This is a genomic window from Streptomyces tibetensis (genome assembly GCF_007655005.1).
Classification (GTDB): domain Bacteria; phylum Actinomycetota; class Actinomycetes; order Streptomycetales; family Streptomycetaceae; genus Streptomyces; species Streptomyces tibetensis.
In genome coordinates this window covers 1-12,451 of sequence record NZ_SZVW01000030.1, presented here as the reverse complement: position 1 = coordinate 12,451, position 12,451 = coordinate 1, and the positions used below count along the sequence as shown (strand labels likewise).

Annotated in this window: 11 protein-coding genes; 3 read left to right on the top strand and 8 right to left on the bottom strand. The window is 74.1% G+C overall.

Translation table 11 applies throughout. From position 1 onward, the window contains the following. Positions 1-53: 53 nt before the first annotated feature. From FDO69_RS37520 to FDO69_RS37510, 3 genes are all read right to left on the bottom strand, one after another. Positions 54-818, bottom strand: coding sequence for a DUF4142 domain-containing protein (locus FDO69_RS37520; protein ID WP_104787813.1), 765 nt, complete (start codon positions 816-818; stop codon positions 54-56). Between the two features lie 132 nt (positions 819-950). Beyond that, positions 951-1,646, bottom strand: a complete 696-nt coding sequence (locus tag FDO69_RS37515) for an HAD family hydrolase (protein WP_104787810.1) — start codon at positions 1,644-1,646, stop codon at positions 951-953. Positions 1,647-1,665: 19 nt separating this feature from the next. Next, positions 1,666-2,142 carry an Lrp/AsnC family transcriptional regulator gene (locus FDO69_RS37510; protein WP_031111300.1) on the bottom strand — a complete coding sequence of 159 codons (477 nt, stop codon included), beginning with the start codon at positions 2,140-2,142 and terminating at the stop codon, positions 1,666-1,668. 209 nt (positions 2,143-2,351) lie between these two features. Here FDO69_RS37510 and FDO69_RS37505 point away from each other — a divergent pair, with 209 nt between their 5' ends. Both FDO69_RS37505 and FDO69_RS37500 read left to right on the top strand, forming a co-directional pair. Next, positions 2,352-3,842 (top strand): FUSC family protein, encoded by a 1,491-nt coding sequence (locus FDO69_RS37505; RefSeq protein WP_104787807.1) that lies wholly within the window; start codon positions 2,352-2,354, stop codon positions 3,840-3,842. A 159-nt stretch (positions 3,843-4,001) separates the two neighbouring features. Beyond that, positions 4,002-5,027: a lactonase family protein gene (locus FDO69_RS37500; protein ID WP_104787804.1), complete on the top strand. Its 1,026-nt coding sequence runs from the start codon at positions 4,002-4,004 to the stop codon at positions 5,025-5,027. 100 nt (positions 5,028-5,127) lie between these two features. Here FDO69_RS37500 and FDO69_RS37495 read toward each other — a convergent pair whose 3' ends face one another. The 4 genes from FDO69_RS37495 to FDO69_RS37480 all read right to left on the bottom strand — a co-directional run bounded on the left by FDO69_RS37495 (position 5,128) and on the right by FDO69_RS37480 (position 9,092). Further along, positions 5,128-6,051, bottom strand: coding sequence for a sirohydrochlorin chelatase (locus FDO69_RS37495; protein ID WP_104787802.1), 924 nt, complete (start codon positions 6,049-6,051; stop codon positions 5,128-5,130). 110 nt (positions 6,052-6,161) lie between these two features. Continuing rightward, positions 6,162-7,148, bottom strand: a complete 987-nt coding sequence (locus FDO69_RS37490; RefSeq protein ID WP_104787799.1) for an N-acetylglucosamine kinase — start codon at positions 7,146-7,148, stop codon at positions 6,162-6,164. Further along, positions 7,145-7,822, bottom strand: a complete 678-nt coding sequence (locus tag FDO69_RS37485) for a uracil-DNA glycosylase (RefSeq protein ID WP_104787796.1) — start codon at positions 7,820-7,822, stop codon at positions 7,145-7,147. Before FDO69_RS37485 ends, FDO69_RS37490 begins: the two co-directional genes overlap by 4 nt. Before the next feature lie 112 nt (positions 7,823-7,934). Next, the gene (locus tag FDO69_RS37480) at positions 7,935-9,092 is read right to left on the bottom strand and encodes a WD40/YVTN/BNR-like repeat-containing protein (protein WP_104787793.1); all 1,158 of its coding nucleotides are present in this window, start codon (positions 9,090-9,092) and stop codon (positions 7,935-7,937) included. Positions 9,093-9,304: 212 nt separating this feature from the next. Between FDO69_RS37480 and FDO69_RS37475 the strand changes: the two genes are divergently transcribed. Then, entirely contained in the window at positions 9,305-9,889 is a 585-nt protein-coding gene (locus tag FDO69_RS37475; RefSeq protein ID WP_104787790.1) for an Rv1733c family protein, read from the top strand. Between the two features lie 218 nt (positions 9,890-10,107). On the opposite strand, the gene FDO69_RS37470 is transcribed toward FDO69_RS37475, so the two are convergent. Next, positions 10,108-12,192, bottom strand: a complete 2,085-nt coding sequence (locus FDO69_RS37470; RefSeq protein ID WP_104787787.1) for a PBS lyase — start codon at positions 12,190-12,192, stop codon at positions 10,108-10,110. Positions 12,193-12,451: the final 259 nt, after the last annotated feature.

Below are 12,451 nucleotides of genomic sequence, written 5' to 3'. Positions count from 1 at the left end.
GCGACACGGGGCCGGCGGACGGACCGCAGCCCCGGACGCGTACCCGGGTCTGCCTAGCCTGCCGACGGAGAAGGCGCCGGCGCCCCGTAGGACGGATTGGGGGCGACCGTCTGGAAATCCTTCAGGTCCTCGGGAATCGGCAGCACGCGGACCGGCGCACCCTGCTGCGGCGGCGGCGGTGTCGTCTGGTCCCCGGGCAGCTTGGGCGGGGCGGTGATCTGGAAGCTGACCTGCTCCTGGTTGATCAGGCCGGTCTTCTCCAGCACCGTGATGTGGTCCAGAACGGTGTCGTTGGTCGTGTCGGCGAGCTCCCGCACGAGGCTGTTCCGGGTGGTCGCCCGGATCTTGGCGATCGTCGGGAAGATGCCCCCGTGCGCGACGCGCATGATGGTCACGGCCGTGGACTCGAACTCCTTGCCGGTGCTGCCTTCGGCCGTCGCCACGAACTGCTGCTGCTGAGGCGACGGCTCGTTCGGCAGGGTGATGCCCAGGTCCGTGGAGATCTTGCGGCAGCCGGCGTCGAGCCGGCCGTGACCCACGAGCAGGTGCTTGGAGACTTCCTGCATCTCCGGCGACGTGCTCCGCTCCTTGATCATCTGTCCGAGCGGGTACTCCCAGAGTCCGGCAGCGCGCACGCGCACCACGAAGTCGCGGTCCGCCTCGGTCAGCGGACCCCACTGGGTGTTGGCGATGATGCGGTCCTGGCCGGAAGCGGCGTTCTGCACGCCCAGCATGCTCGGGTAGGCGAGCGCGGTGAGCGTAAGGATCAACGCACCGCCCACGAACGCGGTTCCTGCCGTGCTGCGCGAGATGCGCATCGTGCCTCCTGGGATATGAACGGCCCAACACCAAGAGGTACGGACGCCGGGGGCGAAACAATCACCCCTGCCGCAAAAAAGTTCGTCAGAACCCGCCCGTCATGCTCCACGCACGGGACGGGAGAGGCCAGATCAGGACAGGTCGGCCGAGCCGGCGAGCCAGTCGTACGCCGACCGTGCCGTGAACTGCCCCTGGCCGCCTGGCAGGAGCAGGCCCGCGGTCGCGAACTCGGGTGCGTCCGCCTGGGCCGGGACGTACGGGATCGCGATGCACCGCATGCCGGCCGCGTGCGCGGCGGCGGCGCCCGGAGCGGCGTCCTCCAGCACGACACAGTCGGACGGGGCCGCGCCCAGCCGGCGGGCCGCCTCCAGGAAGACGTCCGGAGCCGGCTTGCCGTGCGCGACCTCGTCGGCGGAGACGACGGTGTGCAGCCGCGCGTCCAGCCCGGTTCCGGTCAGCACCGCCGCGATGGCCTCCGGCGACGAGCCCGAGGCCACGGCCATGGGCACGCCCTCCGTCGCCAGCAGCTCGACGAACGCCCGCATCTCCGGGTAGGCGCGCGTGGCGCTGCGGGCCAACTCCAGGTAGTGGCGGTTCTTCACGGCGAGCAGTTCCTCGACCGAGGCGGGCAGGCCGTAGCGGTCCTTCCAGTCCGCGACCGTCTCCTGCGTGCTGATGCCGACGTACCGCTCGTGATCCGCCCAGGTGAAGTCCGCGATGCCGTATTCGGCGAGTGTCCGGCGGCCTGCCTCGTAGTAGTTCGGCTCGCTGTCCACGAGTGTTCCGTCGAGATCGAAGATGACTGACATTCCGCGGAGCTTGCTCATGTCGCCATGCTCTCAAAGATCATCCGCGCGCCGACCGCCCGATCGACTCCACCAGCGGCAGCATCCGGTGGGACACGCGCTCGCGCAGGGCGACCTCGGTACGGGTGCGCACCACCCCGGGCATGCTGATCAGCTTCTGGACGACGTCCTCCAGATGTGCGTTGTCCCGGGCCACCACCCGGGCCAGCAGGTCCCCGCCACCCGTGATCGAGAACGCCTCCACGATCTCCGGCACCGCCGCCAGAGCGTCCCCCACCTCGTCGAGATGGCCCTGGGTGACCTCGATGTGGACGAACGCGAGCACGGGATGCCCGAGTGCGGCGGGGGAGAGGGCCGGTGCCGTGCCGGTGATCACACCGTCGCGCTCCAGCCGGTCGAGCCGGGCCTGCAGCGTGCCCCGGGCGACGCCCAGGATCCGGGCGTACTCGCGCACGCTGGTGCGCGGCTGCTCCAGCAACAGCCGCAGGATGCGGGTGTCGAGCTCGTCCACGGGCATGACGCCTCCTCCTCGTCCGTTGGCTCTGCTGCGGCCGGTCATCGGCCGCTCGGACTGCGCCAATGGCCCAGTCTAGAAGGATCCGGTTGAGCCACTGGCCTCCGGGATGCTGATATGGGTGCGTCGATGGCGCTGCGGACCCCGCGGCGCCTTTTTCATGCGTGCTTCATGCGGGCAAATGGCCGGTGCGGCGAGAGGGGCGGTAAGCGGTGCTGAAGAGGGTGTTCATGGCTCCGGATCCGGGGCGGACGCGGCTGCGGTTCGCCGCGCGGGCCGTGCTCGGCATCGCGCTCGCGGTCGCCGTGTGCGGCCTCGCGGGGCATTCCCTCGCGGGTGCCGTCACCGGCGGTCTCGCCGCCCTGCTCGCCCTGTTCACCGTCACCGACGCCACGGTCCGAGGCCAGGCCGTCACGACCGCGCTGCTGCCCGCCGTCGGCCTGCCCGTGCTCACCGCCGCGGCCGAGCTGCACGACCACCCGGTGGCAAGGGACCTCACCTTCCTCGCCGTCGTCGGCGCGGGCGTGTACGCGCGCCGCTGGGGCCCGCGCGGCCACAGCCTCGGCGTGTTCGCGTTCATGACCTTCTTCGTGGCGCAGTTCCTGCACGCCACCACCGACCAGCTGCCCCAGCTGTACGTCGCGGTCCTGCTGTCCGTCCTGGTCGCCGCCGCGGTGCGCTTCGGCCTGTGGTGCTACGAGCGCCGCCTGCCGCCGCCCGCCGTGCCCGTACCGCCGGGCGGCACCGGCCTGGCCCGGGTGACCACCCGGCAGGCGATCCAGGCCACCGCCGGGGCCGGCTTCGCCCTCGTCGTGGGTCAGCTGGTGTCCGGGCAGCGCTGGTACTGGGCCGTCGGCGCCACCTGGTGGATCTTCGTCAACACCACCTCGCGCGGCGAGACCCTGGTCCGCGGCTTCCGGCGGCTGCTCGGCACGGTCATCGGCATCGCCCTCGGCCTGCTGGTGGCCATGCCCGTGCACGGCGACCCGGCCGTCACGGCCGCGCTGGCCGCCGTCTGTGTGTTCGGCATCTTCTACACCGCCGCCGTGTCCTACACCTGGATGATGCTCTGGGTCACCCTCCTCGCCGGACTGCTCTACGGCCTCCTCGGCGTGCTCGGCCCCGGCCTGCTCGCCCTGCGGCTCGCCGAGACCGGCGTCGGGGCGCTCGGCGCCGCCCTGGCCGTGGTCCTCGTCCTGCCCGTGACCACCCACAGCATCACCGACGCCTGGATCCGGCGGGCCCTGCGCTGCGTGCACGCCTGCGCCGTCGAGACCGCCCGGCGCCTGGCGGGCGCGGGGGACGCCGACCCGGCCCCGCGGGTGGCGGAGCTCGAGCAGCTCCTCGCCCGGGTACGGCTCTCGGTCGCCCCGCTCGTGCACCCCCTGAACCCGATGCTCGGCCGCAAGCGGCGGGCCCGTCACGTGCTGGCCCTCCTCGACGACTGCGCCCGCGAGATCCGTGGTCTGGTCGCCGTCGCGGCGGACCCGGAGGCCTCCCACGACGCCCGCCTCGCCACGGCCTGCCGACGGGTGGAGGCCGCTGTGGAGGCCCTCACCGAGGGCAGGGACATCGCGGTCCACGCGGACGGCCCGCCCCACGCGGAACCCGCCCTGGCCCATCTGCACGGCCTGGAGCGAGCCCTGGCCGACCTGGCCCGCCCCCTGCGCGCCCCGTCGGGCTCACCGCTGGTGGGCGCCTGACGGGACCGTGAGGACGTACTTGGCCTGCGCCGGCACGCTGCCGTTGCGCGCTCCGCCGGGCCCGGGGCCGACCGGGCGACGCACCCTTGACCGTTTGGTCTAGACCGCGCATGATCGGCTGCGCGGTCCACCCGGCCGCGCGGACGAGAGGGGACAGCGGTGGCGGACGGCAGGCGGCGGGCGTTCATCGGGTCGTTCACGGCGGCCGGAGGGCCCGGCATCGTGACGGCGGAGGTCGACGCCGACACCGGCGCGCTGACCGTGCTGAGCAGCGTGAACGCCGTCCCGGACCCCTCCTGTCTGACCCTCTCGCCGGACGGGGAGATGCTGTACGCGGTCAGTGAGACCGCCGAGGGTGCGGTGGCCGCGTACCGGGTGGACGGGGACAAGCCCGAGCCGGCCGGGCGGCCCGTGCCGGTCGACGGCAGCGGCCCGACCCACCTCAGCCTGTACGCCGGGCACGTCCTGACCGCCAACTACGGCTCAGGCAGCGTCACCGCGGTCCCCCTCCGCCCCGACGGCACGCTCGCGCGGTCCGCGTCCCGCGTGCTCCGGCACCGCGGCGCCGGTCCGCACACGCCCCGCCAGCAGGGGCCGCACGCCCACCAGGTGCAGCCCGACCCGAGCGGCCGCTGGGCCGTCAGCGTGGACCTCGGCACGGACTCGGTGCGGGTGTGCACGCTGACGGACGGTGCCCTGGTTCTGCACCGGGAGACCGCCCTGCGCCCGGGCTCGGGGCCCCGCCACCTGGCCTTCCACCCGGACGGCCGCCACGCGTACATCGTCAACGAACTGAGTCCCTCCGTCACCGTGTGCCGCTGGGACGCGGCGGAGGGCGCCCTGACGCCGTTGTCCGAGACCCCGGTCCTGCCCGGCGCACCGGCGCGCGACGCCTACCCGTCCGGCATCGCCGCCTCACGCGACGGCCGCTTCGTCTGGACCGCCACCCGCGGCGAGGATGTCCTGTCCGTGCTCGCCGTCGAGGGCGAAGGGCTGCGGCTCGTCACCACGGTGCCCTGCGGCGGCCACTGGCCGCGCGCCCTCACCGCCGACGGCGGCTTTCTGTACGTCGCCAACGAGCGCTCCGGCGACGTGACCTGGTTCGCGGTCGACCCGCTCACGGGCGTCCCACGACGAGGCGGCTCGATCAGGGTGACGGCGGCCTCGTACGTGACCCTCGGCTGAGCGGGAGCCACCGAGCCGCCCGCACCCCCGCGCCCCTCGACGACGAAGGCCCGCTCCGAACCGGAGCGGGCCTTCTCGGTGTCCTGCGCGGCGCCCGGTGTCAGCGCACGGGCGTGCCCTGCGGCTGCTGCGGCGCGATGCCGAGCGCCGTCGTGTACTTGGCCAGGGCGAGCTTGCCGATCGCCGGGTACGGGCCGAGCGGCTCGGCGGCAGAGCACCCGGCCTCCTTCGCGGCCTCCTCCAGCAGGACCTGCTCGATCTCCGGGCCGATCAGGTACGGCGCGAGCGCCAGCTGCTGCGAGCCCGAGGAGCGCAGCTGCTCGGCGACGGACGCGATGGAGCCCTCCTGGTCCAGCGCCGCGGCCATCACCGGAACGGCGAGACGCGCGGCGAGCAGCATGCCGGTGATGCCTGCGGCCTGCACGGCCTCGTCGCCGCCCACCGAAGCGAGGATGATGCCGTCCGCGGCGGTCGCCACGGTGAACAGGCGGGCACGGTCCGCACGGGCCAGACCGGCCTCGGACAGCCGCACGTGCAGCGCCTCGGCGAGCAGCGGGTGCGGGCCGAGGACGTCGGTCAGCTCGGCGGCGACACGGCTCTCCATGAGGGCCTGGCGGATCTGGCGCAGCAGCGAACCGTCCGGGCCTGCGAGCAGCGGCACGACGACGGCGACGGGGCCGTCGGGCATCCTGACGTCCAGGCCGGCGGCACGGGCCTGCTCGAAACGGGCCGTGCGCTCCTCGGCCGTGTGCACGAGCACGGCCTGCAGCGAGGGGAACTCGGCATTGTCCCCGTCGAGGTATCCGATGCGGGCGTCGAGGCCGGGCAGCTCGGAGCGGGCGATGCTCACGACCTCTTCGGCGAGGCTGCGCGTGGTGTTACTGGGCGTCCCCGGCACGGCGAGGACGAGCGCGGGCGCGCCCTCGGGAGCAACCAGCGGCTCGGGACGGCGGTGCCGTCCGGGCTGGCGGGGGCGCGGCATTCGTACGGGCAGGCCATCCGCGGGCCCAGTGGGGGAACTCATGGCGCCGCATGTTACTGGCTTCCTGGGTTCCTCTGTTCGGGGAGGGTGCAGGTGAGCGGTATCCGTCCCGTTTTGTCTATTGACTTACGTACGGATCGGACGCGATCGGATCAATCACCCGAACTGATGGTCACGGACAGCATCCTCTCGTCACCCGGCAGCGTGAGGGAACCGGTGCTCAGTTCGGCCGCGATGCGCACCGAGCCGTGCAGCGGATCGCCCTCGGGCGGTACCCGCCGCACCCGCGGGAGCCGCCGGGCCAGTTCTTCGTCCAGGGGCCCCAGCAGCGGGTCGCCCAACTCGAACAGGCCGCCGGTGACGGCGACGCACGGCTCACCGCCGGAGGGGCACACGGCCGCCGCGGAGTCCGCCATGTGCCGGGCGGCGGTACGCAGGATGCCCGCGGCGACGGGATCCTCGTCCGCGCAGGCGGCCACACGGGGTGCGAAGGAGGCGAGCACGGCGGGCCGGTCGGAACGGGGATACAGCGCGCCGGGCAGGCCCGCGACTGGACCGAACTGCTCCTCGGCGCAGGCCAGCAGGCGGGCCGAGCCGTCCTGGCGCCCGTCGTGGGCGCGCAGCGCGGCCTCGAGGCCGGCCCGGCCGATCCAGGCACCGCCCCCGCAGTCGCCGAGCAGATGCCCCCAGCCGTCCGCACGCCGCCAGCTGGTCAGATCGGTGCCCACCGCGATCAGCCCCGTACCGCCGGCGACCAAGGCACCGGGGCGCGGCCCCAGCGCACCCACATACGCGGTCACGGCATCGGCGGCCAGCGCGACCCGGCGCACCCCCCACTCCCGGGCCAGCGCACCGGGCAGTTCGGCGCGCAGCCCGCCCCCCAGGGAGGCCATCCCGGCCGCGCCGACGGCGACGGTGGTCAGCGGCACCGCTCCCGCCTCCGCGGTCAACGCGCTCACCAACGGCACGAGTTGCGCCATGAAGTGCTCGGGATCGATGCCCCGCTCGCCCGTGCGCACCGGCTCACCGGACGCCCTGCGGGCCAGCGGTCCGCGTTCGGCGGTCCCGATCACGGCCCGGAGCCCGGAGCCGCCGGAGTCCACGGCGAGAAACCCGGAACCCTCCGACGCCCCGGTCACGGCAGGCGCCAGTCCACCGGTTGGCCGCCCTGGCGGATCAGCAGGTCGTTGGCCCGGCTGAACGGGCGGGAACCGAAGAAACCCCGGTCTGCCGACATGGGGGAGGGGTGGGCGGATTCGACGGAGGGCAGGTCGCCGAGGAGCGGGCGCAGATTGCGGGCGTCACGGCCCCACAGGATGGACACCAGCGGCTTGCCGCGCCCCGCCAGGGCCCGGATGGCCTGCTCCGTGACCTCCTCCCAGCCCTTGCCCCGGTGTGCGGCGGGCTTGCGCGGGGCGGTGGTCAGCGCCCGGTTGAGCAGCAGCACACCCTGCCGGGTCCACGGCGTGAGGTCGCCGTTGGACGGCTGGGGGAGCCCCAGGTCGGCGCTCAGCTCGCGGTAGATGTTGATGAGGCTGCCGGGCAGCGGCCGCACCTCCGGCGCCACCGAGAACGACAGCCCCACCGCGTGCCCCGGAGTGGGGTAAGGGTCCTGACCGACAATCAGGACGCGTACGTCGTCGAAGGGCTGTTGGAAGGCCCGCAGAACGTTCGGCCCGGCCGGGAGGTAGGTGCGTCCCGCGGCGATCTCCGCGCGGAGGAAGTCCCCCATCGCGGCGACGCGTTCGGCCACCGGTTCCAGGGCCTTCGCCCAGCCCGCTTCGACGATCTCATGCAAGGGTCGTGGTGCCACGGGCGTCACCCTACTGCCGTACGGACAGCGGCGATCAACCGGTGGCCAACGCCTGTGTGCACCCTCGTCCCCCGCCCGTTGCTCTGCCTCGTCCCCCGTCCTCGCCCTTGCCTCAGCCGACGAGCGCGGCCCGCACGCACAGCACGTCCGGCAGGTGCGAGGCGAGCTGCTGCCAGCTGTCGCCGTCGTCGGCCGACGCGAACACCTCGCCGTTGCGGTTCCCGAAGTAGATGCCCGCGGGGTCGGCGTCGTCCGTGCACATCGCGTCGCGCAGCACCGTGCCGTAGTGGTCCTCCTGGGGCAAGCCCGTCGAGAGGGGCTCCCAGCTCTTGCCCGCGTCCGCCGTCCGGTAGACCCGGCACCGGTGGTCGGCCGGGACCCGGTCGGCGTCGGCGTTGATCGGGAACACGTACGCCGTGTCCCCCCGGTGCGGATGCGCCGCCGCGGCGAAGCCGAACGTGGACGGCAGGCCCTCGCCGATGTCCGTCCAGTGCGCACCGGCGTCGTCGCTGCGGTACACGCCCCAGTGGTTCTGCAGGTACAGCCGGTCCGGGGTGGCCGCGTCGCGCGCGACCTTGTGCACGCACTGGCCGAACTCAGGGTTCGGGTCGGGCAGGAACACCGCGGAGACACCCGAGTTGGAGGGCGCCCAGCTCGCGCCGCCGTCCAGGGTGCGGAACACGCCGGCGGTCGAGACGGCGACCGTCACCGCCTTCGGGTCGCGCCCGTCGGTGAGCACGGTGTGCAGGCCCTCACCGCCGCCGCCCGGCACCCACTTCGAGCGCGTGGGGTGCTCCCACAGGGGCCGGACCAGCTCGAACGTCTCCCCGCGGTCCTGCGAGCGGTACAGCGCGGCCGGCTCGGTGCCCGCGTACACCACGTCCGGCTCGGCGGCGGCCGGGTGCAGCTGCCACACGCGCTCCAGGGACGCCCCCGTGTCCTTGGGGAACTTGACCGCCGGGCGGGCCGGTTCGGTCCAGGTCCGGCCGAGGTTGTCGGAGTGGAACACGGACGGGCCCCAGTGCGCGCTGTCGCCGCCGACCAGCAGCCGTGGGGTCCCGGACCGGGTGTCGATGGCGACCGAGTACACCGCCTGCGCGTTGAAGTAGGGGCTCTCGTCGAACTCCCAGGCCCCACCACCTCGCCGGCGCCCGATGAACAGGCCTTTGCGCGTGCCCACGGCGAGCAGTACCTCGGTCATGCCGATCACCTCCGCGGCGTCGTCGTTGACGCCCTCGTCCCGAACACCGGCCAGTTTGCACCCGACCACTGACAGTCACCCCCGGAGTGCGCTGCGTCCCAGGTCAGCGGGGTGTCGGCAAGGCGGGCGCGGGGTCTCGCGGGCCGCCCCGGCCGGGCGCTCGCCGGGGCGGGGGACCGTGGAGATCGTCACGCCGGGTAGGTGCAGTGAGCATCCAGGCGCCGCCGTCCGTATGGGGAGGGCGGCGGATTGGTCGTGGGCTCGTGAGGAGGAGGCCTTCGATGGCGTTACGTGGTCCGAAGGTGTGGCTGTGGCGCTGGCGGCGCAATCCGCTCAAGCGCCGTGGCGACCGGGTGGAGGCCTGGGTCGTCCTGGGCGTGTGGATGCTCACCGTGTTCGCCGGGCTGCTCGCCGGGACGACGGTGAGCCGTTCCGTCGAGGACGGACTGGCCCGGGAACGAGCCGAGTGGCGCCCCCTCGTGGCACGGCTCGCCGAACGCGCGCCCGGTGCGGCCCCCGCGAACGGCCGTGTGTCCCGCACCGAGACGGTGTGGGCGACGGCACGGTGGACCGCCGCGGACGGGTCCGGGCACTCCGGCCAGCTGCGGGTCCCGGCGGGCAGCGCCGTGGGGGCCCCGATCACCGTGTGGACGGATCCCGAGGGCCGGCAGGTCACCAGGCCGGTCACCGAGTCCCAGGCCCGTGTACGGGCCTCCCTGATCGGTGGCGCGGCAGGTCTCTGCGCCGCGGCCGTCCCCTGGGTCGCCGGCCGTTCCCTTCGCGGTCGCCTGGAGCGTCGCCGCATCGACCAGTGGGACGCGGAGTGGGCCCGCTTCGGCCCGATGTGGGGGCGCACGACGGGGTGAGGCCGTCGGGTGTCGGGCGCGCGGCGGGGTGAGGCCGTCGGGGCGCACGGCGGGGTGAGGCCGTCGCGCCACCCCGCTCCGGCCACTGACAGGCGCCGGCCCTACTGGGAGCCAGTCCGGTCCTTCCGCAGGCGCCGGCCCTGCCGGCGGCGTCGTCCGGCGAACTGCAGGTGCCGGTCCTGCCGGCGGCCCCGACCGGCCACCCGCAGGTGCCGGCCCTACCGGTGCCCCGCTCCGGCCAGCGCCTGACCGCACACCTGGAGCAGCGTCAGGTCCTCGCGTATGCCGTTGCCTCCGGCGTCGGTGCGATGCCGGAGGGGAGAGGCGAGTTCCGCTCGGAGCAGGTCGTGCAGGGGCGCTCCCGACGGTCCCAGTGCCGAGACGCACTCGGCGATCGTCGCGCGCGTGCGCGGGTGATCCCGCCACGCCGAGCGAAGGCCGGGGAGGAACCGTTCCGGCTCCCCCGTCGCCCGCCACACCGCGCAGGCGGCGGTGACCCCTGTCCGCGCGTCACCGTGGTCGGCCAGGTCGCGCAGCCCGGGCAGGGCGGGGCGCGCGGCCGGGCCCAGCCGCCCCAGTACGGCCGCAGCACGGCGTCGGCGACCGCTGTCCGCGTCCGGCGGCGTGTCCGTCAACGCGCGCAGCAGGACGGGCAGCACGGCATGGGCTTCGCCCGTGATCGACCACAGCGCGTCCGCCGCCGCGACCGCGCAGGCGCTCTCCAGCAGTCCGCGCAGATCCGGTACCGCCGCGCGTGCGGCGCCGCCGAACGCGCCGAGGGCACGAACCGCTGCCTCCGTGACGGCGTCGCGCCGCCGCAGCCCGTCCGGCATGCCGCGCAGCAGACGCAGCACAGCGGGTATGGAGGCCTGGTCGCCCAGCGCGGCGAGGGCCGACAGCAGGGGAACGGCCCGTTCGCAGGTGTCGTACGCGTCGAGCGGCAGGCGGGCGAGCAACCGCCGCAGCGCGGGGACGAGCGGCACGGCCGCGCGTCCCAGGTGGGGTACGACCAGCCCCAGATCGTGCGGTACGACCGGACCTGCCAGCACCTCGGCCAGCACCGGTGCGGCCCGCGCGTCCCCCGTCCCGGCCAGTGCCTTGAGAGGGCCGCCCAGGGTCGGCCCACCCCGCTCCCCATGCCGTATACGCAGCTCGGGACGGTACGTCACCAACGCGTGGAGATGGTCCGCGGCGGGTGCGGCAAGCTCGGAGAGCTCCACCAGGACCGTGACCGCCGCGTCATGCAACCGGCCTTCCTCCGCGCCCAGTTGACTGCCGATGAGGAGGACCGGCTCCGTGTGGCCGGTGCGCCGTTCACGGAAGAGCCCGGCCGACATCCACACCCCGTTGCACCGGTCGACGGGATCCGGGCTGGTCAACTGCCCGCACAACAGGGCGACACGGTCGGCGACCCGGTTGCCGAGCGCGGCGTGCAGGGTCCGCAGCAGCCGGGAGCCCTCCTCGTCCGAGGGGCGCAGCCGCCGCAGCCGGGCGGCGAGGGTGTCCGGACCGGAACAGTCGTCCGGGCCCCCCGCCCGGGCCCGCCTCCCTGATCTGTCTCTGAGCAGCCCGACGACGGTCGGTACGAGATCGGCGGGGAGCAGATCCGGGGCGCATCCCGCGAGCTGGCCGAGTGCGGCGAGCCGGAGACCGGGGTCGTAGGGCGGCCTGCTCAGCTCGGTCAGCAAGCGCACCGCCTCGGCTGCGTGAGCCTCACCGGCTGTGGGAGCCTCCCCGGCTGTGGGAGCCTCCTCTGCTGTGTGGGCCTTCCCGGCCGGGCGGTGGAGCTGCGCGAACAGGCCGAGGCTCTCCGCGAGGGCGATCAGGACACCGTCGTCCCGCTCCACGGTGACCCGTTCCCGCAACAGGGCGAGCACCCGCCCCGGTTGGTCCACGGACCGCACCAGCGCGCCCGGGGCCACCCGTCGCACCGCGGCGTCCGGGTCCCCGGTGAGACGCACGAAGACGTCGGCACCCGCGCGCAGGGTGTCCCGCACCTTCGCCGCGCGGTCGTCGCGGGCACCGGCGGTGTCCCCGATGCGGACGAGGAGCTCCACCACGCCCGCCCGGTCTCGCACCTCCTCGCGGCCGGCGAGCGCGAGGAGGAACGGAACACAGGCGAGCGTCGAGTCGTGGACGTCATCGTCCTGGTGGTGCACGGCGGCGTACATCCCGTCGAGCGCGGTCTGTCGCTCGGCCGGGTCGGAGGAGGCCAGCCCCCGCAGTAGCCCGGGCACGTCCTCCGCGCTGCCGTACGCGCGGCGCAGCGAGGTCCGGTCGACCTCGTCCATCCCCCTGAACACGTTGTCCTCCCCCAGACGAAGTGCCGACGACGGGGAGTCTGCACCACGGTACTGACAACGAAGCGGAATCGGGAGATGACTGTGCGCGAACTGTGCGCACGATGGCTTGACTTCGAGTCGGCCCCGCCCTGACGGCTGCCCAGGGACCGGCTACCGCTGGCCGGTTGCCCCGCCCGGACCGGGCGCCCGCCTCGACCGCCAGGCCCGGCCCCCGGCCCGCCTCGACCGGTAGCCCGGCCCCCGGCCCGCCTCGACCGGT

Coding starts and splice junctions, on each gene's coding strand:
- FDO69_RS37495 (WP_104787802.1), bottom strand. CDS start 6,051: ATGAGTTCCCCCACTGGGCCCGCGGATGGCCTGCCCGTACGAATGCCG.
- FDO69_RS37475 (WP_104787790.1), top strand. CDS start 9,305: ATGGCGTTACGTGGTCCGAAGGTGTGGCTGTGGCGCTGGCGGCGCAAT.
- FDO69_RS37510 (WP_031111300.1), bottom strand. CDS start 2,142: ATGCCCGTGGACGAGCTCGACACCCGCATCCTGCGGCTGTTGCTGGAG.
- FDO69_RS37520 (WP_104787813.1), bottom strand. CDS start 818: ATGCGCATCTCGCGCAGCACGGCAGGAACCGCGTTCGTGGGCGGTGCG.
- FDO69_RS37515 (WP_104787810.1), bottom strand. CDS start 1,646: ATGAGCAAGCTCCGCGGAATGTCAGTCATCTTCGATCTCGACGGAACA.